15 protein-coding genes are annotated in these 21,765 nt (G+C 55.8%); 11 read left to right on the top strand and 4 right to left on the bottom strand.

What is annotated here, in order from left to right:
* Nucleotides 1-322 precede the first annotated feature (322 nt).
* From VN12_RS15335 to VN12_RS15325, 3 genes are all read right to left on the bottom strand, one after another.
* Nucleotides 323-1,753 carry a c-type cytochrome gene (locus VN12_RS15335; RefSeq protein ID WP_146677653.1) on the bottom strand — a complete coding sequence of 477 codons (1,431 nt, stop codon included), beginning with the start codon at nt 1,751-1,753 and terminating at the stop codon, nt 323-325.
* A gap of 191 nt (nt 1,754-1,944) precedes the next feature.
* Nucleotides 1,945-4,623 carry a cation-translocating P-type ATPase gene (locus VN12_RS15330; protein WP_168164443.1) on the bottom strand — a complete coding sequence of 893 codons (2,679 nt, stop codon included), beginning with the start codon at nt 4,621-4,623 and terminating at the stop codon, nt 1,945-1,947.
* A gap of 239 nt (nt 4,624-4,862) precedes the next feature.
* Nucleotides 4,863-5,915 (bottom strand): RluA family pseudouridine synthase, encoded by a 1,053-nt coding sequence (locus VN12_RS15325; RefSeq protein WP_146677651.1) that lies wholly within the window; start codon nt 5,913-5,915, stop codon nt 4,863-4,865.
* Between the two features lie 270 nt (nt 5,916-6,185).
* On the opposite strand from VN12_RS15325, the gene VN12_RS15320 reads away from it, so the two are divergent.
* From VN12_RS15320 to VN12_RS15310, 3 genes are read left to right on the top strand one after another with little or no spacing between them, the layout of a single operon-like run.
* On the top strand, nt 6,186-7,331 hold the full coding sequence (locus VN12_RS15320; RefSeq protein ID WP_146677650.1) for a substrate-binding domain-containing protein: 1,146 nt from the start codon (nt 6,186-6,188) through the stop codon (nt 7,329-7,331).
* Nucleotides 7,328-8,551 (top strand): ABC transporter permease, encoded by a 1,224-nt coding sequence (locus VN12_RS15315; protein WP_146677649.1) that lies wholly within the window; start codon nt 7,328-7,330, stop codon nt 8,549-8,551. The genes VN12_RS15320 and VN12_RS15315 overlap by 4 nt, the downstream gene beginning before the upstream one ends.
* Nucleotides 8,548-10,056 carry a sugar ABC transporter ATP-binding protein gene (locus tag VN12_RS15310; RefSeq protein WP_146677648.1) on the top strand — a complete coding sequence of 503 codons (1,509 nt, stop codon included), beginning with the start codon at nt 8,548-8,550 and terminating at the stop codon, nt 10,054-10,056. Before VN12_RS15315 ends, VN12_RS15310 begins: the two co-directional genes overlap by 4 nt.
* 70 nt (nt 10,057-10,126) lie before the next feature.
* On the opposite strand, the gene VN12_RS15305 is transcribed toward VN12_RS15310, so the two are convergent.
* Nucleotides 10,127-11,149 (bottom strand): BON domain-containing protein, encoded by a 1,023-nt coding sequence (locus VN12_RS15305; RefSeq protein ID WP_146677647.1) that lies wholly within the window; start codon nt 11,147-11,149, stop codon nt 10,127-10,129.
* A 380-nt stretch (nt 11,150-11,529) separates the two neighbouring features.
* Here VN12_RS15305 and ybeY point away from each other — a divergent pair, with 380 nt between their 5' ends.
* From ybeY to VN12_RS15265, 8 genes are all read left to right on the top strand, one after another.
* Entirely contained in the window at nt 11,530-12,021 is a 492-nt protein-coding gene (gene ybeY, locus VN12_RS15300; protein WP_146677646.1) for an rRNA maturation RNase YbeY, read from the top strand.
* 150 nt (nt 12,022-12,171) lie between these two features.
* On the top strand, nt 12,172-13,374 hold the full coding sequence (locus VN12_RS15295) for a 3-dehydroquinate synthase (RefSeq protein WP_146677645.1): 1,203 nt from the start codon (nt 12,172-12,174) through the stop codon (nt 13,372-13,374).
* 107 nt (nt 13,375-13,481) lie between these two features.
* Entirely contained in the window at nt 13,482-14,105 is a 624-nt protein-coding gene (locus VN12_RS15290) for an anthranilate synthase component II (protein WP_146677644.1), read from the top strand.
* 79 nt (nt 14,106-14,184) lie between these two features.
* Nucleotides 14,185-15,720, top strand: a complete 1,536-nt coding sequence (gene aroE / locus VN12_RS15285; RefSeq protein ID WP_146677643.1) for a shikimate dehydrogenase — start codon at nt 14,185-14,187, stop codon at nt 15,718-15,720.
* Entirely contained in the window at nt 15,701-16,237 is a 537-nt protein-coding gene (locus VN12_RS15280; protein WP_146677642.1) for a YraN family protein, read from the top strand. The genes aroE and VN12_RS15280 overlap by 20 nt, the downstream gene beginning before the upstream one ends.
* Nucleotides 16,238-16,333: 96 nt before the next feature.
* Nucleotides 16,334-17,344 (top strand): cytochrome c, encoded by a 1,011-nt coding sequence (locus VN12_RS15275; RefSeq protein ID WP_146677641.1) that lies wholly within the window; start codon nt 16,334-16,336, stop codon nt 17,342-17,344.
* A gap of 47 nt (nt 17,345-17,391) precedes the next feature.
* Entirely contained in the window at nt 17,392-18,267 is an 876-nt protein-coding gene (locus tag VN12_RS15270; protein WP_146677640.1) for a DUF4339 domain-containing protein, read from the top strand.
* A 106-nt stretch (nt 18,268-18,373) separates the two neighbouring features.
* Entirely contained in the window at nt 18,374-21,562 is a 3,189-nt protein-coding gene (locus VN12_RS15265) for a PSD1 and planctomycete cytochrome C domain-containing protein (RefSeq protein WP_146677639.1), read from the top strand.
* Nucleotides 21,563-21,765 lie beyond the last annotated feature (203 nt).

Here is a 21,765-nt window from a genome sequence, read left to right as displayed (position 1 = left end):
GTTTCGCGCGACGGCGCAAAGACGCAACGAAACATTCCCGATAGCAGGCACCCACCCATTTTCGGAAGGGCATAATAAGAGGCACCCACCTTTTTGATAAGAGGCACCCACCTTTTTGGGGAGCGGTGGTTTGCTTGCAAAGGCGGAAAAGGGGAGGGGGTTGGGGGCAACCAACTTTTGGAATGCTCTGCCTTGAGAGGTGCGACATGTGGATGTCGCTGTGTGAAGATCTCACTGCCCGAAGAAGTCGCCGCGTGAAGATGTGACGGGGTAAAGTGATGTGATGTGAGAGAGAATGGGGGGAAGATGTGGCGGGGGGGAATTACAGTGTCTTCAGGTATTCGAGGAGATCTCGCTTTTCTTCCTGGCTGAGGCGAGCGGGGTAGTCATGCCCCGATGATGATTTTCCGGTGGCTCGGGTGTCGAAATAAAGCCGTTTGTCATAGGAATTTAATCGACTCGGTGTCTTGTCCAAGACCTCGATAGCCAAACCAACTCGTTGGGTGTCGAGTGAGAGAGATGTCCGTCTCCAGACAACCGGTCGTTGCTCGGGATGGAGGAGATGCCAGAGTGTCGGTACGCTTCCGTTGTGAAGGTAGGGGGCCGATGCCCACACACCATCTAGAGGAGGAGCAACGTAACCGTCGACTTCGGCAAGCGTGTCTTGCTTCCCCATATCCGCAAACCAACTGGCTCCATAGTGCGCACGGTGGGTGGGCGTTAACGCTTCAAACCGAACACGATCCGTTTTGATGTCTTCGATGTCAACGTGTGTGTTCGGGAATTTGCTTCCATCACCATAGGTACCATGGCAGGAGGCACAATTCTTTTCGAATACGACCCGGCCTCGCTCGGACATGACGTCATCGATAGGGAGCGGATATTTAGGAGGTCGCAGTTCTTCAAGAAAACTATAAACGTCGCGGAAGTCTGTTTCCCATTCGCGAAACTTCTCTGGTCCATTTTCACGAACTAGCATGAACTGCATCAGCCCTTTATGACCCTTCTCCGCGAAGCCATCGATGTAGATATGATGCTTGCGATGGAAATGCCACCAGGGAGGAGCGTCCATATCGTGGTGCACCATGCTGGCGGGAGAGCGATTCGGGTAGATTCGCAATTCCTCATCTCGGTAGTTCATCAAGGCGACACCAAACATGACCGCATTGCTTGTCCCCATCGTTCTGCCGAGAGGCATGACAAACGATCCGATATCCATGTGCCCCAATGGCTTACCCAGCTGAATCTTGGTCTTTCGCACCGATTCGGTGAGGGACTCGAGCATGTAAAGTGTGTTCGGCGCTCCGGGGTAGGTTGCTCCGTACAAGTTTCCTCCGTGGCAGGCGAAGCAATTCATAACAAACCGATTCTCCGAAGTTTGTACGTACTGCAGGGGGAGCTCCGGTGCATCGGGGCGACTTGACAATCCAAAGCGTGCAAAGAATCGTTGTCTACCCGAAAGGTCGTCCGAGAATCCCTCCACGGGTAATCGGGCAGTACGATTCTGTTCCAATTCCTGAACGACTTCCAAATCGAAATCGTGTGGGAGATACGGATTCGAAACCAAATGTTGGTAACCCCGTTTGGCTCCGGCGGACATGCCGGACCAGAGTTCCGCGAATTGTTGATGAAGACTCGTTGCGATCAAGGACGCTTCCTCTGGGGTTCCCGGCTCCACTCGCTCCGGGGGTTCTCGCAATGCTCCCGAGTCATCCGCAAGGGAGCATGCGCCAGCATAAAGGCCGATGGACATAGCCCCTCCCCAGCAAACCGAGTGGGCGAAAGTCGATCGAATTGACGTCATCAACGCGAGAAACATAACACTTGGGGAGAGAAAGGGATAGAGACACCGATCCACCGACGCAACAAAACGGTGCTTGCAAGGAGTATACCGTCATGGGTAGTGATTCCCCAACTGGCCCAGCACGCTGCCTGTCGCCTCCCTCAACGCTCGTCTCCATACCGGAGCCACCAAGTCCATTTGTGGATCTCGATTGTGACAAACGCGGTCAGTGAGAGGGCGAACATAGCTCCCCAGACTTGCCAGCTAACCGGTTCGATCCGGAGAACGGCCTGCAACGGAGGGAAATGCATGGCGAAGATGTGAATCCCGAGCGCCCCGATCGCACCTGCGAAAAGGAATGGGGTTTTCAGTGGCGATTGCCTCAAACCGCTCTTGGTTTCTGAGCGGCAGTTTCCGATGTGGATGTTCTGGAAAAGAACGGTAAGCAGGAGGAGGGCGTTTCGTGCCGAAGCTTCGCTCCATCCCGCTTGAATCATCCACCAAAAGGCTCCGGTGCCGACAACCATCATGGTGATGGCGGCGATGATGATCCTTTCGAGCATCAATCGATCGAAGATTGGTTCGCTCGGGCTGCGCGGCTTGCGGCGCAAGACGCCTTGCTCGCCCGGTTCGAACGCCAACGCAACACCTTGGATACCATCGGTTACCAGGTTAAGCCACAATAGTTGTACGGGCAGAAAGGGTATCGGTAGATACGCGCCCATCACAAAGGTGGCACCGATGAGAAGGACTTCCGCAAATCCCATCGAAACGAGCAGATAGATGACTTTGCGAATATTGTCATAGGCGATCCTGCCTTCTTCAACTCCGGCGATGATGGTTGCGAAGTTGTCATCGGAGATAACCAATTCGGCAGCTTCTCTCGCCACGTCGGTTCCCGATTTCCCCATTGCAATGCCGATATTCGAAGCGCGCAAGGCGGGCGCATCGTTGACGCCGTCGCCGGTAACTGCCACAAAGTGCCCTTCGGCGCGGGCTGCGTTGACCAACTCTAATTTCTGTCTCGGTGTGACGCGTGCGAAGACCCGTTTGGTTCGGATCATTTCGCGCAGTTCCTCTTGAGAGAGCCCGTTGAGCGACTGGCCCGCGACCACGCTAGCAGGTGAATCTGCCATGCCGAGGTCCTTTGAAATGGCGAGCGCGGTGACGGGGTGGTCTCCGGTGACCATGCAGACCGTGATGCCGGCTAACTGACACTGTTCCACCGCTTGTTTCACACCCGGCCGAAGCGGGTCGATCATTCCGATGAAGCCGAGAAACGCAAGGCCTTGCGGGGGCCGTTGCGGATCGAGATCAATCGATTCTTCAGGGCGATTTCCCGAGGCGATCGCGAGCACGCGGAAACCTTGTCGAGCCAACTCCTCTGCGTGGTGCATCCAATGTTCCCATGCCTCGGTTTGTTCCGAAATGGCGCACATGCGAAGCACTTTTTCGGGGGCTCCTTTGACGCATATGCGAGTCCCTGTCTCGATGCGATGGGCGGTCGCAGCAAACTGGAACTCTGGCTCGAAGGGAATTGCTCCCGTTTCCGGATGCTGGTCGCGAATCGTCTGTGGATTCAACTTTGACTTGATAGCTAGGCCGAGCAAGGCGATGTCGGTGGGGTCTCCATGCCATTTCCAATCCGATCCGTTCTGATGCAAGTCTCCCTCGTTGCATAGTACTCCCGCTTCGATCAGATCGACCAGAGGCGGGTATTTCGTGGCATCGAGCGGTTTGCCATCGATCTGGGGTTCTCCGATCGGCTGAAAGCCACTCCCCGTCACAAGAATCGATGCGTGATCGGCGGCCAGGACCCGCTGGACCGTAAGTTCGTTACAAGTGAGAGTGCCGGTCTTGTCGCTGGCAATCATTGTGCAGCTTCCCAATCCTTCGACGGCTGCTAGGCGCCGGACGATCACTCCACGCTTGGCCATGCGCGTCGTGCCAACGGCCAAAGCGACCGTCAGTGCGGCTGGCAGCCCTTCTGGTATGGCGGAAACAGCCAGGGCGACGCCGAACAAAAGCATCTCTTGCAGCGTATGTCCATGCACGAAGATCGCGATAAGCGAAACCGCCACGACAGAAACCAGCACGACGTAAGCGATTGCTGTGGAAAACTTCTCCATGCGCTCGATGAGCGGAGGCTTGCCACCCGAACTGGAAAGAACATCTACCGCTAGCTTGCCAACTTCGGTGTGTCCTCCTGTTCCGACAACCACCCCTTGAGCGCGACCTCGAACGACAATCGATGCCGCAAACGCGAGGTTCCGTCGATCGGCCATCGGTGTTGCGTCTGTTCCCAGCCATTCGCTGTCCTTCACAACCGCGAGCGATTCGCCGGTGAGAAGCGATTCATCGACTTCGAATCCAGTAGCTTGTAACAATCGAAGATCGGCGGGGACTCGATTGCCTGACTCGAGTGAGACGATATCTCCGGGGGCCAGCTCTTCCGCATCGATCTCCGTGGTGTCGCCATCGCGAGTCACGGTCGCCCGAATTTGAAGAAGCTTTTGCAGAGCTCGGCTGCTCTTCTCCGCGCTCCATTCCTGATAGCCCCCGATCACGGCATTGAGGGCGAGCACGATGGCGACGAAGATGGCATCTTTGTCTTCCCCTAAAGCAACCGAGAGTATCGTCGCACCAACCAAAACGTATATCAGCGGGCTTTGGAACTGGCGCAGGAGAATCTTCCACCAAGGGGTCGGCGGTTGCTGCGGGAGGCGATTCGGGCCGTTCTCTTTCAGACGCTTTTCTGCTTCGGATTTTCCAAGGCCCTTTTCGTCCGTGGAAAGGACCTTCAAGACCTCGTCGTGCCCCAGTTTGTGCCAATTCGTCACTAGTAGCTCCTGTTCCGAACTTTGCGTGTCTATTTGTCTCGGTTCATCTCCGTGCAAACCAACTTGATCCGATCTCAAAAGCGATCATCGTCTCATTAGTCTAGCGGAAATCCGAGGGCGAGCGGGAAAAGCCCGCCGCGCCGCAAAGCGGTGGCCGCAAACACTGTACCTAACCGGCTCGTGCCTCTTGGCATCGGGTAATGTTTGACTCGCAGTCAGGACGCCAAGGGATCGTCTTGCTAGCGATGATCGCTGCGCAGTTGTTTGAGCCACTGAAACAAATCAGCAGGCCAAGGCATCTTGAAGCGAAGCGACTCACCGGAGATCGGGTGCTTGAACACCAGCGTTGCGGAATGAAGAGCCTGACGGGGCGCGCCGCTCACATCTTCCGTTCGGCTGCCATCCCGATTGCGACCATAAATTGTGTCACCACATAGCAAGTGACCTGCCTCGGCCAAATGAATTCGGATTTGATGCGTGCGTCCTGTTTCCAACTGGCACTCCACCAGCGAATAGGGACCGATCTTCTCCAAAGGTTGAATATGCGTGATCGCCCTCTGCTCGGTTGGGTCCGGTGCATCGGTTTGTTTGCTTCCTCGGACCCCATCGCCTCGATCCCTAACCAGGATATTGTCGAAGGTTTGGGCTTCGGGATAACCGTGAACTACAGCGTGGTATTTTCGGACCACCTCGTGCTTTCGAAACATTAACCCCAACGTTTGAGCGACAGATGGAGTTCGTGCAAAGATCATCAAACCGCTGGTATCACGATCGAGTCGATGTACGGCGATGACCGAATACTTCTTCAGCCGATGCTCTCGCTGTCGAGCCGATTCGTAAAGCTGCTGTTTGCGGGTGGGCGAAGGAATACTCGATTGCTTGTATGCCTGGAAGTGATCGATGAGGGCTTGGGGAACCAATTCTTCAAGTGTCGGTTGTAGTTGTCGCCGCTTTTTAGAAAGGTCCCGTTCTTCGAAGTGGCGTGTGGAAGTAACCGCTGGTGGTTTCTCCACGACAACGAGGAAATCGTCGACATAGGCAAGTCGGATGGCCGTGGCATCGACCGGTTTAGGAAGCGAGTCTTTCCAGAGTTTCACCACATCCTTCGGTGTTACCTTGCGAGCAGCGTCCAAGCATAGATTCCCGTTGACCTGCACCCGTCGCTTCAAAATGGCGTCGCGAACCGACCCCCAAGTCCATTCGGGCAAGTGACGTTTGAGTGACTTCGATAGGGTGAGCCCATCGTCCTCGTCGTCGAGGTGAATCAGTTTGAATTTTTGGGAGGAGTCCATAAGGGGGTCGATTGAGGTGGATGTCGGCGACGTATCGTTCACTACGATAGTGCGTCACTCGCCTTAGATCGCAAGTCTGTCATGGATAGAAATGGAGTAATCGACTGAAAAGCTTGCGTGTTTCGACGATCCTTACAAGCTTACTGCGAGAAGAATGTTTCTCAACGCTTACTGTGTGCTTGTCACGCTTCGTCGTGAAAATTACCATTAGGCCGTCGATCCGGTCGCGGATCTAGTCCTTAAATCCTCCGTCGCGCGGGTGCAAATACTGTGAAGACTTCCTTTCTCTCCGCGGCATGGCTGACCTTTGGCCTGCTCCTCACGTTCAGTATGGGATGCGATTCTGCGTCCGACAAATCGACCGGCACGTCGTCGGGGGATGCCTCGGCGAAAGGGGACTCCAGCGGCGGCGGCTCCAAGATTAAGGCGGGGCGGATCGTCCTTTTGAACAACACCGACTCCCCTTTTTGGGATGCGGCTCGGGCCGGGATCAAGAAGGCTGCTGAGGATCTCAAGCTAGCGGACCACGGCATTACCGCGGGGATGGACTCCAACGACGGCACCGAACAAGGTCAGATTGAGAAGCTTCGGCAGTACGGGACGCAGAGCGACGTGCTGGCGGTGATCATCTCGCCCCTCTCCTCCACCAACCCGGCGATTGCCGACGAGTTGGAGAATCTCAAGAAGAAGGGTGTGATCGTCGGTTGCTTTGACAGCGATCTCGAAGAGAAGAACCGATCGATTCGAGAGTTTTATGTCGGAACCAATAACATCACCGGAGGCAAGGTGCTCGGAACGGCTGCCAAAGGGATCAAGCCGGATGCGGAATATGCCCAGTTTGTTGGGACCGACAGCCAGCAGAACGCCATCGAACGGATGAATGGATTTACATCCGTCTACGGTGAAGCGACACAAAAGGATCGAAAGCTAGATGACGCTGATCGAAACCGCGCCCGCGACAATGTTCGGGATGTGATTGCCAAGCACCCAAATCTTTCCATGCTCGTAGGGATTTGGTCGTACAATGCGCCCGCCATCGTGGATGTCGTCTCCGAGAAGAATGCACGGGACAAGTACAAAATCGTGGTTTTTGACGCAGAGCAGTTGGCAATCCAGCAAATGGCGGATGGGATGATCGACGCCATGGTAGTCCAAAACCCCTTTGGAATGGGGTACGATTCGGTGCGTTACGCGTTTGCGAAGCTATCTGGTGATCAAGCGACCCTCTCGGAACTCTTCCCCAAAATGGGGCAGCCTGGTGGTGATAACCGAGATACGGGCCTCAAGGTCGTCGTACCCGATCAAGGTTCCCCATTGACCAAAGAAATGTTTGCGGAGTTCGGACCGAGCGTTGAGTTTGTGAAGTTCAGCGAATTCCAAGATTGGCTCAAGAAGTACAACCTGACCAGCTCATGATTCCCAAGCCCTCTCTTTGGCGAACTTTTTGGGGATCGGTAGAGTTCAAGCTGCTATTAGCATGGTCCGCCGTGGTCTTGATCACGGCATTGCTCGACAGCGGTCACACTTACTACTATCAATCGGCAAGTTCCGCGGAGTTGATCCTACGCAACACGGTCCTACTCGGATTTTTCGCGTTAGGTAGTTCCGTCATAATCATCTCGGGAGGGATCGACCTTTCGAGTGGATCGGTTATCGCCCTCAGTGCGACGGTCTTCGGAGCCTTGCTCATACTCTTGGATCCTGAAGGCTTTTCGAAGGGTTCCATCAGCACGAGCGCCGTAGTGCTCGCGATAGCGGGAACGTTGCTGGTAGGCGTGATGATCGGAACGCTGCATGCGTGGCTCATCACAGCGGTCGGGCTTCCTCCGTTCATCGCTACCTTAGCGACTTTGGTTGGACTGCGAAGCTTCGGCCGTGCTCTGGCACCTATCATGATGAACGGAAAGTCACAAATCGACTTCCCCGACCGAGCCCTTCGCAATGTTCTCAAAGATGTAACGAGCATTTCGATCTTGTTCTTGATCCTCGCGATCCTCGTCTGGATTGTCATGAGCAAGACGGTAACGGGACGGCATCTCCATGCCATGGGTGGCAATGAGCAGGCCGCTCGTTTGAGTGGCATCCGCACCGATCGGTTGAAGTGGTTCGCTTATGTTCTGGGGGCGGTGACCGCATCGATCGTGGGAATCATATCATTTGCCGATCAAGGGTCGGCGAAGCCGGACATCATGGCCCGCGGATACGAATTGAACGCGATCGCCTCCTCCGTGATTGGAGGCTGTTCGTTGCAAGGAGGAATTGGAACGATCCCGGGGGTCGTGCTGGGATGTTTGTTTTTGAGAACCGTTATTGATGCGGTGAGCAAAATCGTCGGGACAGGTTCCGATGTGTACGAGGGCATGATTGTTGGGATCGTTGTCGTTCTAGCCGTCACGTTCAGCCAACGCGTCGATCGGAGCGCGATCAAGAAGTACTTTTCGACGCCGATCGGTTGGGCCAGCATTCCCATCTTGGGAATCACAGCAGGGATTGGACTGTTGCTCTTTTTTGGCAATCAAGCTTGGTATAGCCCTCTGAAGGGGATTCTTTTCGGCGTCTTCGTCACGATCTGTTTGGCAGGTCGCGCTCTCTACGAGACGGTGATTCACAAGCCGGTGATCCACAAGCCAAAATGACCGCGGATACCTTGATCTCAATTCAAAACATCGGCAAGCGCTTCGCAGCTGTTCGAGCGCTCGACGGTGTTTCGTTTGATGTGGCGCGCGGAGAACTGGTGGCCATTTGCGGGGAGAATGGCGCTGGGAAGAGCACGCTCATGAAGATTCTTTCCGGTGTCTACACCGAGTACGAAGGGCGTATTGAGCTCGATGGCAAACCGGTGCGGTTTTCTGGGACCCGCGATGCCGAGGATGCTGGGATCTCCATTATTCATCAAGAACTGAATCTAGTCGAACAGTTATCGGTGGCTGCGAATATCTTCCTCGGACGGGAGCCTCGCAATCGATGGGGACTGCGAGACGATCGTGCGATGCAGCTTCGGGCCAACGAGTTGTTGCGCGAATTGGAATGCAATATCGATTCGAGGCAATTGGCAGGTTCGCTGCGCGTTGGCGATCAGCAGTTGGTCGAGATCGCGAAAGCTCTCAGTGTCAACGCGCGCATCCTGGTGATGGACGAACCGACCAGTGCCCTCACGGAATCCGAGGTGGAGAGGCTCTATCGCGTCATCGCCAAGCTGAGGCAGCGTGGGACGACGATCCTTTACATCTCGCACAAGATGGAGGAGGTCTTTTATTTGTCCGATCGCATTGTCATTCTTCGCGACGGTCAATTCATCACGCAGCGCGATACCAAGTCAATGAGCCCCAAGGAGGTGACGGAGTGCATGGTGGGGCGATCGTTAGACACTATCGATCTTGGCCCTCGGCGCGAACGCGGAGAGAAGCTGCTTGAAGTGAAGAAACTGGGGCTTCGATGGCCCGGACACGCGCGCGGATATCGGTTGAAGGATATTCAATTTGATCTTCATGCCGGTGAGGTACTCGGTATTGCTGGATTGATGGGAGCGGGACGGACAGAACTACTCGAGGCGATCTTCGGTGCCTCCAAAGAGCCCCCATCCGGCGAGGTCTATGTATGCGGTAAGCGCATTCAGCCTACGCATCCTAAAGAAGCGATCGCGGAGGGAATTGCGCTGGTGACCGAGGACAGGAAGAGACTAGGCATCTTCACGGCCATGAACGTCGGCCGAAACATATCCCTATGCACGCTGGGAGGCATGCGATCCGGTCCGCTGTTAAACGACGGCAAGGAGCGCAATGCAGGGCAAACGATGGTGAGCAAGCTCAAGATCAAAACGGATGGTTTGCGAGCCAGCATCCTGAGTTTGAGCGGAGGCAATCAACAAAAGTGCATCGTCGGCAGATGGCTGTTGACCAATCCGAAGGTGTTGCTGCTCGACGACCCGACGCGGGGCGTCGACGTGGGAGCCAAAGCGGAGCTTTACCGTATCATCCGCGAGCTATGCCAAGAGGGCATGGGAGTGATTGTCACCAGCAGCGAGCTACCCGAGATCTTGACGTTAAGCGACCGCATCATGGTCCTCAACGAAGGGCGTCAGACTGCGATCTTTTCGCGCGAAGAAGCGACGCAAGCGAAGATCATTCAGGCTGCGACATAAAAAAAACACGCCATCGAGATATCGATGGCGTGTCTCATTCGAATTGTTCGCGTCCGATCGTTTCCCACGCTTATTTGTGGGTGAAGTCCAAGTACCACAGACCGTCATCCCATTCCAGAGCGACCTTCCGCCATCCCAAGGGAACTTGCGGGTAGGGATAGAATGGTCCGATGTAAGGCCAGGCCGACGCAGAGTATTGCTTCGGATAGGTTACGGCGGAGTAGTTCGGGTAAGCCGCGTAGCTTGGCCAAGCGTAGTTTGGCATGTTGGGTTGGTCGTAGCGAGGAACGCCACCACCATAGCTTGGTCCACCCTGCATCGGAACAGGAGCGGCAGCTCCGTATCCGACGGGAGCAGCGGGAACCGATCCATTAACCAGGGTGCTAGGGGCGAACGCTCGCGGTGCTCCGCTGCCGACAACCGGCATGGCCGAGGGAGCTTGTTGCATCCCGCTCACGGGTCGAACGGTTTGTCCCACGGAGACTTCATCGACCACACGCACAACGCCTGGAACGCGCTGGACAGTGCCGAGGACCATGCTCTTTTGGTCTGGGGAAGCGACGTGGCCACGAACCCAAACTTCGCCTTCGATCGTCGAGACATCGATATCGAAATTGCGGAGTTGGCCGTTCTTCTGAGCCGAGCCGAGTCGGGTGAGGACTTCCGAAGTGATGTTAGCATCTTCGGCGCGAACGGTCGGTTCTTCGCTTTCTGGAAGCGTCATCAATGCGGGAGCATCATCGTTGGCGGATGCCGGTACAACGACTTGTTCTGTCGCGGGAGCTGGTGCAGCTTGCGGCAGCGAGGACTGCTGAACCTTGACGTTGTTAACAACTTCCTTCACTCCTGCGGTTGTCGATGCAACGCGGAGGATGGAGTCGAGTTGGCCTTGGTTGGCGACAGCACCGTCGACAATCACCCGGCCTTCCTCAACGCTTAGGTTGATATCGAACCCTTTTAGACTGCCCGTCGACTGCTGTTGCTTCAACTGAGTGATGATGGCATCGGCGATCTCGCGATCTCCACCGAACGCCGTCATTGGTGCACCGGCGGTCAGCGAGGCGATCGCCATGCCCATAAAAAATCGTCGCATGGAAACCCTCCTACGGTTTTTTTGCGGGAAAAACGGCGCTTTGGAGCTGTGTTTCAAACCTCAGCACCTGCAAACTTCCTCGCCAGTTGTATGCGAAGGGGATATCACGACCAGCTGTGCTAGCGTACGCTATGCGAACCGCCCACAACTGGTATCAGAGGCCCCCCTCGTACTACCAGACTCATGGTTTGCGAATACAAACTATGTTTCGGCAAATCCGGCCGCCAAGCGAAGTGTTTTTACCAATTTTGACGGGCATCGCGGTGATTCTGGTCATTCGGGCAATAACGGGGCTCGCAATGTTTTTCCAATCGTTCCAGGACCCTTGCGCGGCAAATTCTCGCTGACCCGAAGTTCCTCTCTAAGTCCCCTAAGTTGTCATGCCGCTCCAAGTCCTCCTGCATCAATCCGACGAAATCGACCCGATGGATATTCCTCTCATGAACGAGGTGCTTGAGCAGATGGCGTCGGACGCGGGGGTCGAAGAGGGACGCATGTCGGTCGCCATCCTTTCCGATCCCGAGATCCGAGAGGTAAACCGCAACTATCTGCAGCATGACTACGAGACCGATGTCATCAGCTTCGACCTCAGCGATGACGAGGACTTTCTCGACGGCGAGTTGGTTCTTTCTGCGGACACGGCGAGGCGGATGGCCAACGAGGTCGGTTGGGCACCTGAAGCGGAGTTGATCCTCTATGCCATCCATGGAATGCTGCATGTTCTCGGGTACGAAGACGATACTCCGGAAAACCGGGATGAAATGAGGCGGATGGAGGTCCATTATTTGAAGCGGTTTGGCATCGAAGGGTGGGAAAAACATCCCACCCATGGAGAGGCCGAACCCGAGTCGAAAGTCGACGAGAAAGGCTAGCTTTCGCGACTCGCCACCGGGGAACGGGCCGACTATCATGAAGGGGCTGGGGATCGCGCCAGTTTGCGCCCTCCCCGCTGCATCCTCCCTTCCTGCAAATCGCCGACACCGCGATTGCGTCCCTCCCAACAGAACGATGCTGCAGTAGCCATGTCTTCGATTCCTTGGTCCATCGCGCAAGACGCCCTCGATGTCAATTTTGCCGTCCCGCAAACCATGCGATTGCGGTTCACCCGAGAGTGTTTTGAGAGCGACTGGGATCAGATCCTCTCCCTCTTCGCGACCGATTCCCAGCGTGCCCGCGTGCAGTTTTGGGTGGATCGTTCCGTCGTGGAATCCAACCCTTCGATTCGGGAGTCGCTCGAACGGAGGCTTATCGGGTCCGCTGATCGGCTGGAACTGACGTCCCCCGTTCGGTACTTGGAAGGGGGCGAGCAGATCAAAAACGACTCCGAGCAAATTGAGGCCATCTTCCGCGCGATCGATCAGGATGGATTGGATCGGCGAAGCTACATGTGCGTGATCGGCGGGGGAGCATTGCTCGACGCGGTTGGGTATGCAGCAGGCATCGCGCACCGCGGCATTCGTTTGATTCGGTTTCCCACCACGACGTTGGCCCAAGCCGATTCGGGGGTTGGGGTGAAGAATGCCATCAATGCGTTCGGCAAGAAGAATTGGAAAGGGACCTTTTCGGTTCCTTGGGCGGTCGTCAACGACCAGTCTCTTCTCTCGCAATTGCCGCAGCGAGATTTCGTCGCCGGGTTTTCCGAGGCTGTGAAGGTTTCGTTGCTCAAGAGTCCAGGCGCGTTTCGATTTTTGTGCGAACACGCCCACGCTATTGCTCGGCGCGAAGGGGAGGCGGTTTTGGCGGCGATTCGCTCCAGCGTATTGATGCATCTCCATCACATTACCCACGGTGGAGATCCGTTTGAGATGCAGGAAGCTCGCCCCTTGGACTTTGGACATTGGTCGGCTCACAAACTGGAGCACTTGTCCCAATTCCGGCTTCGCCACGGGGAGGCGGTCTCGATTGGGGTGGCCCTCGATACCGTCTATTCCCATTTTGTGCACGGTCTGGAGCAGTCCGATATGCTCGCTACCCTCTGTGTGCTGAGGGATCTTGGGTTGCCGATTTATGATCCGATAGTCGGCGCCGAAACCTTGTTCGATGGTCTGGAGGAGTTTCGGCAGCATTTGGGGGGGCGATTGACTGTCACCATGCTTCGAGGGGTCGGGAATTGCATCCACACGCACGAAATCGACCGAGATGCGATGTTGCGGTCGATGGAGTTCATTCAGCAGTTTGCGGAATCAAGCTCGGGGACCGAGGCGTCGTCGACCGTTTCCGCCTAGGGCCGCCTGGTGAGGGGAGTCTACCCAACTAGAGGTCGTCGACCGTTCCTCGCTCGACTACACTACTGCCGTTGGAATGATCCCGTGCCGAATTTCCATGGCTCAACATGATACTGCTGATCGATAACTACGATTCTTTCACTTACAACATCGTCCAAAGGTTGGGGGAGATCGATCCCCGTCTGGACGTCCGAACCTACCGCAATGATGAGTTGACGGTGGATGAAGTCCGGGCCATGCGTCCGGAGCGGATCATTCTCTCCCCGGGCCCTTGCACTCCCAACGAGGCGGGGATTTGCGTTCCGATCATTGAGCAATTGCACACCGAGTTCCCCATTCTGGGGGTTTGCCTGGGGCATCAATCGATCGGACAAGCCTTCGGAGGAAAAATTGTCCGGGCACCGGAATTGATGCACGGAAAAACCGATCGCATCTACCACAACAATCGAGGGATGTTCGCCGGTTTGCCTAATCCATTCGTCGCCACCCGCTATCACTCCTTGGTCATCCTTCCGGAAAGTCTCCCCGAGTGTTTAGAAGTTTCCTCGTGGGTCGACGATCCGGCAGGCAATCGAATTATTATGGGAGTGCGGCACAAGCAGTACGCCATCGAAGGGTGGCAGTTCCACCCGGAGAGTTTCTTGACCGAACCAGGCCCCACGCTCCTGGAACGGTTTCTGACTTGGCAGGGGCCACCTGCTCCTGTGACAACTTCTGGAGCCAAGCCCTGAGGCCGAACCCGTTTGCCAATAACTCGTAGCCCTTCTCGACAGTCGGATTGCTTCCTCTTCCCCTAACCGCCCTGACAGCATGCTTTGCGTAACGATCGCTAGAACTCGACATAAACACACCATTCAAGAGCACCAGCAAGTCGCGGAGTTGGGTGCCAAACTGGCGGAGCTTCGCCTCGACTACATCGGTCGCAGTATCGATTTGGGACGATTGTTAAAAAATCGTCCTACTCCGGTCGTCGTCACTTGTCGACGCAAGGAGGATGGTGGGCGCTGGGATCGAACCGAAGAAGAGCGATTGATGCTGCTTCGGTCTGCCATCGCGATGGGCATCGAATATGTAGACTTGGAAGAAGACACCGCGATCAAGATCCCTCGCTATGGCAAGACGAAGCGCATCGTCAGTTTGCATAACTTCGAAGGAACTCCGGACGACTTGGAGTCGATCCACGAACGATTGGCTAAGGCGGATGCCGACATCGTCAAGATCGCGGTGCAAGCGAACTCGTTCGGCGACATGGTGAAAGTCCTGGAGCTTATGCGAAATGCAAAAGTTCCGACGATCGGGATTGCGATGGGCGACTACGGAACGCCGTCGCGCATCCTCGCAACGCGGTATGGCGCACCCTTTACCTACTGCGTCTTCAATTCAGAACGCAAAGTTGCACCTGGGCAATTGAGTTTTGATCAGATGACGAACGTTTACCGTGCGGAATCGATCCAGGCCACCACGCGATTGTTTGGAGTGGTAGCCGATCCGGTAGCCCATTCGTATAGCCCGCTCATTCACAACGCGTCGTTCCTCGCGCACGATCTGGATTGCCGCTATCTCCCATTTCGCGTGGCATCCGGTGAGTTGCCGGAGTTTTTGAAATGGTGCTGTCGAGAGAACATCGGCGGTTTGAGCGTGACGATTCCGCACAAGCAAGCGATTCTGCCGTTGCTCACCCAAGCGGAGTCGGCTTCGCAAGGGATCGGAGCGTGCAACACGGTCGTCTTCGCGGGGGAAGAAATGGTCGGTTACAACACCGATTACCGCGCGGCGATGGATTGCCTCACCGAAGCCTACTCGAAGATGACGGGGAAGGAGGATCCGTTTGAAAGAGCTTCGGTCCTGCTCCTCGGAAGCGGAGGTGTTTCGCGGGCCATCGGCTACGGTCTGGCCCAACGTCGAGCCCTTGTCACCGTGACCGCGAGAAATCCGGAGACTGCGAAAGAGTTGGCGGGAGTTGTCAACGGCAAGACTATCCCTTGGAACGAGCGTCATTCCATCGCACCGGATATCCTCGTCAATGGAACTCCGGTTGGGATGTTTCCCGACATGGACGAAACCCCTTTTCAAACGAGCAAGCTTAAGGGGAAGACGTTGGTCTTCGATACCATCTATAATCCCGAGCAGACTTTGTTTATCAAAGGAGCGCGCACGGCAATGTGTCCAGTCATCACGGGACTGCAGATGTTTGTGCGTCAAGCGGCTTACCAGTACCGGCTGTTCACAGGAAAAGAGCCACCGATCGATGTGATGGTCAAGACGATCAAAAAGGCTATTTCCCCTGTGAACTACAAAGACCTCGATGAGGACGACGACACGGAGGATGGAGACGACGAAGCATAAAGGCAGGTGGCAGTCGATCCAAACATCGCTCCGCCGGTCCTGCACCCCAACCGCATGGCTGGACCCATTATGGTCCGGTTGGGTTCGATTCCAATTAAGCCGCCCCTATCCGCCCCCTTACCCCAACGAAAGTGTTGGAGCCTTTGGCGAGCGGTTGGCAGCCGTCTATTTGGAACGGAAAGGGTATTTCATCCTCGAACGCTCGTTCCGAACCAAGACTGGAGAAATCGATCTCATTGCGGTCTGGAAAAGGCGTCTGCTGGTATTCGTCGAAGTCAAAACCGGGGAGCGTGCAACGCCTGCAGGGGAGGGGCCGTCAGATCGGGTTGATGATCGCAAACAGAAGAAGATTACCGATACGGCGCTTCGGTACATGAAGCAGCATCGGTTGTTCGGCACCTCGGGACGGGCGGATGTGATCGAGGTGGTTCTCGAGCCGGAAATCGGGAAAGGCCCGACATTTAGGCACTTCGAATCGGCTTTTCAGGCCGCCGGACAGTTTCAGATGTTTTCGTAATCCGGTGGATGTCGTCTATAATGGAGCGAGTCTCCCTCTCCGGGGGTCTTGCACTGAGCCCGCTCGTCCTATCTGGTTTTGGAACCCTGAGAACCGATGCACTCCCAACCGCAGAATCCGTCGCCCGTCTCGACACGCATGCCCTTTGTTCGATGGCTGCTGGTCGGATGCGTGCTGCTGGGCATTTCGCTGCCCGCCCACGCGCAGCGGACGGTGAAGCGACCTGTTCGTGCCGCTCCACCTACCTTTCGACCGGGCGAATTCTCCGGCGTCTTCTTCGACGCCCCCTTGTCGCAACTACAAGGGACCAGACCGGATGCGAGCACAACCGAAACCAAGATGGCGAGCGACTCGCCCAAGGTTGGCAAGAATGTCGAAGTGGCGAGTGAACCCACCGGCGAGGAGGCATCGTCGAAAGATGGTGTTTGGAAAAGTCTCATCAGCGGCAGCTCCATCGAAGATTTGGTCAAGGAGTCTAAGACGAGGCTGGATTCGGTCATTACGACACCTGCCAAGTTCGCAGCGGGAGGATTCAAAGACGTGCGTCGAGAATTTACCCTGCTGGCAAGCTTGATGGCGATCATCGACCGATATCCCGACGAAATTCGCTGGAAGAGTTCCGCACCATACGGTCAACGGTCATTTGCCAAAATGGCCTCCAACTGCAAAGTGGGGACGCAGCCGGTCTTCAATGAAGCCAAATTGCGGCACCAGGATTTAGCGGAGTTGTTGAAAGGCTCCAAGCTTTCCGGAACCACCGACGAGGTGACTTGGGAGGATATCGCGGATCGCGGCCCGAGCATGCAGTTGCTCGAGTGGGCGCTTCGTGAACATCTGGCTCCCCTCACCAGCAACGATAAAGAGTTTCAAAATGGCCAAGAGGAGGTCCTCAAGTACGCTGAGCTCGTCGCAGCCTACGGTCAAATTCTCCAACAGGAGGGGATGACCGATGCCGATGACGACACGTACGTCGAACTCGCTGGTCAGATGGTGAACGCCGCGTCCGAGGCCGCGAGAGCCACCAAGCAAGGGGACGCTGAGTCGGCGAGGTCCGCCGTGAGCAAGATCGATCAATCCTGCAACAAGTGTCACGAATCGTATCGATAACGCGTCGAAGGTCGAGCCCTTCGAATAACCAGTCTGCGAGAGGAACTATGGGAATCCGATTTGCTTGCCACCATTGCTCTCACGCGATCCATGTGAAGGATTTTCAAGGTGGGAAAAGGGGGAAGTGCCCCGAGTGCGGTCAATCCTTTCGCATTCCTCTCCAAGACGCGACCTATTCCTTGGCGATTGACGAGGAGCTGGGAGAGCCTGTCCCGCAAATCGCCGTAGCCAGTCCAGCCCCTAAAGTAGCGGCTGTCCATGCGAGCACCTCTGTGGGAGCTCCCACGCAGACAGCGACCAAACCACAACCTGCGGTCGCTAGCGTCAAGGGGGCCAAGCCGGTTGAGAAACCGGTGGTGAAACCAGTTCCAAAGCCCCCTGCGAAACCAGTTGCAAAACAAAATGTTGCACCTCCGTCGGCCCCGCCATCCGCGCCGCCGGTCAACGCAAAGATCAGACCGCGAGCGTTCGCCGAAGCGGCGGGAGCTCGATGGTATGTTCGACCGCCGAGCGGTGGAGAGTATGGCCCGGCGTCCGAAGAGCTCCTAACGGTTTGGATCGAAGAAAAGAGAGTGACGGCGGATTCCTTGCTATGGAGAGAAGGGCAGCCTCAATGGTTGACGGCAGATCAGCTTCTGCCCGAGCTCTATCCGGCCGACTCCGACTTCTACGAGGAACCGAACCGCAGGCACACCGACTCCGATAGTACGATCGGATTCCCTGAGATGCCCTCGACGGGACCTTCGATCGCTTCCGAACCGGAGTCGGCAGCAAAGCCATCGCCGGCAGCCCTGCTCAAAGCCCAACGCAAACAACGTCAAAAAAGAAATCAGTGGTTGCTGATCGGAGTCTTGTCCTTGATCTCCCTGCTGCTTCTTGCCGGACTAGTATGGGTTCTCATGTCCAACATGAAGAGTGGGTAGCCTTGTGAACCTATTCGCCCGATGAAATGTCGACCCGATGAGATAGAAATACGTGCGCCCACCCCCCCCACCATCCTGCCCCGCTTCACCCTCAGGAAAGCCAAGCATGTCATTTCGACTGCTTCCCACAACTTCTTCCCTTTGCATGGTAATCCTTCTTCCCATTCTTTGGATCGGGCAGAAGGGATTGGCTCAACCGCCGCTAGAAGACGAATTCTTCGAGAAACGCATCCGTCCGATCTTGGTCGAGCGTTGTTACGAATGCCATAGTGGAGATGCGCGGCGATTGGAGGGAAGTCTGCGGTTGGACCATGGGTCCTTCTACCCATCCGGAGGGGATTCGGGGGCCGCGGTGGATGGGGAGAATCCATCGGAAAGTCTCTTTCTGCAGGCGATCCGTTACGAAGGATACGAGATGCCACCGTCCGGCAAGCTTCCGGCTGCTGAGATCGACGACTTGACCAAATGGGTGTTGGCTGGTGCTCCTTGGCCAGAAGAGCCGATCCCGCAATCAAAGAAAGAGATTGCGACATTTGATTTGGCGTCTCGGAAGGATTCGCACTGGGCATGGAGCCCAATCGTTTCCCGGCCACTACCTGAAATGGTGAAGGCCTGGGGACCACAATCGCCTATCGATGTATGGATCCACGAAGGACTCCGCTCGAAAGACTTGGCACCTGTCGGGCCGGCAAGTCGAGAGATACTTATCCGCCGATTGCATTGGGACTTGTTGGGCATCCCTCCGACGGATCAGGAGTTGGCGCGTTGGGGAGAGGAGCCGAGCGAGGATTGGTATGAGCAGATGCTAGACGCCCTTCTCGCGAATCCGCAGTTCGGCGTTCGCTTTGCACGGCACTGGATGGACTTGGTCCGGTACGCGCAGTCCCGAGGTCACGAGTTCGACGAAGATATCCCGGGAGCCGAGCACTACCGCGATTATCTCGTGCGCGCTTGGAATGCAGACCTTCCCTATTCTGATCTGGTCCGCGAACACGTCGCAGGTGACCTGCAGGAGCATCCACGTCGCCATCCGACCAAGCGATGGAACGAATCGATCTTGGCGACCGGGTTTTGGTTTCTCGGAGAATGGGTCCATTCTCCCGTCGATACTCGCAAAGACGAAACGGACCGGTTCGACAACATGGTGGACGTTTTTTCCAAGTCTTTTTTGGGCATGACCGTCGCATGCGCGCGATGCCATGATCACAAATTCGATGCCATTAGCAACGAAGACTACTACGCGATGTACGGTTATCTGCGGAGTAGCCATTACCGGCTCGTTCGGTTCGAAACGGATGAGGCGGAAAAGAAAATTCAAAAGGAACTAGAGCACACACGAAACCAATATCGTGGTCGCATCGAATCGATTTTAAATCAATGGATTCCGACACTCGACGAGTCCAAACGAGGCGAATTGGTTCAATCGATGGTTTCATCCAAGCAGGGACCGTCGCCGCTTCCATCTCATGACCCTCGAGTTCGATTTGACGCAGCTACACTGCCGCCCGAATCGTTCCGAACCAATGGACCAGCGTTTGGGCTACACGTTCAGCCGGCAGGCTGGTATTCCCTTCGCCTCCATCCCCAGACTCCCAATCGAGTGCGGGCCTCTTCGTTTCCATCGATCGCCTTCGACCCCTTTTGGTTGAGACAAAAATTGGTACTGGATCGAATGAATACTCAAAATCGATATGCTCAAGTGGACCAAGCAGGGGGGACGTTCCTTACCCCATCGTTTCTGCTGGAATCAGATCGCCTCGCCTTTTGGGTGCGAGGGAGTTTCCGGGTATTCACGGCTGTCGACTCCCACCGGTTGATCGCTGGCCCGCTGCATGGTGAAACCGTTTTTGAATCCAAGGCTGAGAAAGAATCGGGTTGGAGATGGGTACTCGGTCCCAACCTAAGCCGTTATCGGAACAAACGAGTGCACCTGGAGTTTTCGGCCATTGGTTCCGATGGATTCGAGCTGGCGCAAGTTGTCAGTGGGCCGGTCCCGGAGGGGGCTCGGCCAGCGTGGGATGCCGATCGTATCGAAGAATCCTTCGTGAGGCTTCAAAAGGGAAGCGATGCGTCGATTGGGAATCAGTCCGAGGATGAACGGAAGCTGGACGCGTGGGTTATTGCGGAGTTGTTGGATCGATGGAGTGAGACGCAATCGGATTCCACCGCCGCGGCATTTCGAGAGGAGTGGCAGCGGGCGGTCGAATCGTGGAGCGAAGCCGAAGATGCTTTGGCCAAAAAAGCCCCTTGGGAATCGCGAGTAGCGATGGCCATGCAGGATGGATCAGGCCAGAACGATTTCCTTCTCATTCGCGGCAATCCCGACAAACCGGCAGAGGAAGTTCCCCGTCGCTTTTTAGAGGCGCTCGGAGGAAAGGAGACGGTACGCAACGATATTCATGGGTCGGGGCGGCTGGAGTTGGCCGAACAGATGCTTGCGCCGGAGAATCCTCTCGTTGCACGGGTGATCGCGAATCGGTTGTGGCATCATTTGATCGGGCGCGGAATCGTCGCGACGACGGATGATTTTGGGGTGCAAGGGAAAGCGCCCACACACCCAGAGCTGTTAGATGAATTAGCGATTTCGCTCCGAGAACGGGACTGGTCGCTCAAGTCGTTGATTCGGTCGATTTGCCTTTCGAACACCTATCGTCAGCGAACGGCTTCGGGGGATGACTCTCCGGTGGATCCCAGCAATGAGTATTTAGCGTTTGCGCATGTCAAGAAACTACAGGGTGAAGCCGTTCGGGATGGATTGTTTTTGGTGTCGGGGCAACTTGATAACCAACTGGAAGGGGGGACGGTACGCGTGCACCTCAACGATTTCTTAACAGGCCGGGGGCGACCTAATCAAAGCGGCCCTATGGATGGTCGAGGGCGACGGAGTCTTTACTTGGAGGTTCGACGTAACTTCCTCAATCCCATGTTGACGGCGTTTGACATGCCCACTCCATTTAGTTCGATGGGGCGTCGCAATGTGTCCAATGTTCCCGCGCAGGCCCTCACGATGCTCAACGATCCGATGATCCATGCGTTGGCGGAGCGATGGGCCGATCGCATGCTAAAAAAGGATTTGAGCGACCGCCAACGCGTTGTCGAGATGTTGCGGGATGCGCGAGGGCGAGAGCCAAGCGATGGCGAAGTGACCCGTTCGCTTGCGTTCATCGAGGATGCGGGTGGGAGGTCCGATCAAGCCTCCGCGGAGATTGCTCCATCTGCGTCGCAGCGCCGCGAAGCGTGGAAGGACTTCGCCCATGTTCTTCTCAATTCCAAAGAACTTCTCTTCTGCTTCTAGCGCGCCGCTATTTTGGTTTTGACGTCCGCGTGAACTGGAGCAGCGACCACGAATTCACTTTTGTGTTCGAGGATCAATGAACCACGGAACACACCGAACACACCGAAGGAAGGCCACTCCATTCCTTGTGCCTTTTCCGTGTATTCCGCGTCGTCCGTGGTTGAAGCATTCCATGCATCTCAGGCCAACGATTACTTTCCAAA

Origin of the sequence: Pirellula sp. SH-Sr6A (assembly GCF_001610875.1) — a bacterium.
In the GTDB taxonomy this organism is placed as follows: domain Bacteria; phylum Planctomycetota; class Planctomycetia; order Pirellulales; family Pirellulaceae; genus JBKCUI01.
This window is presented reverse-complemented; position numbering and strand designations above follow the sequence as displayed.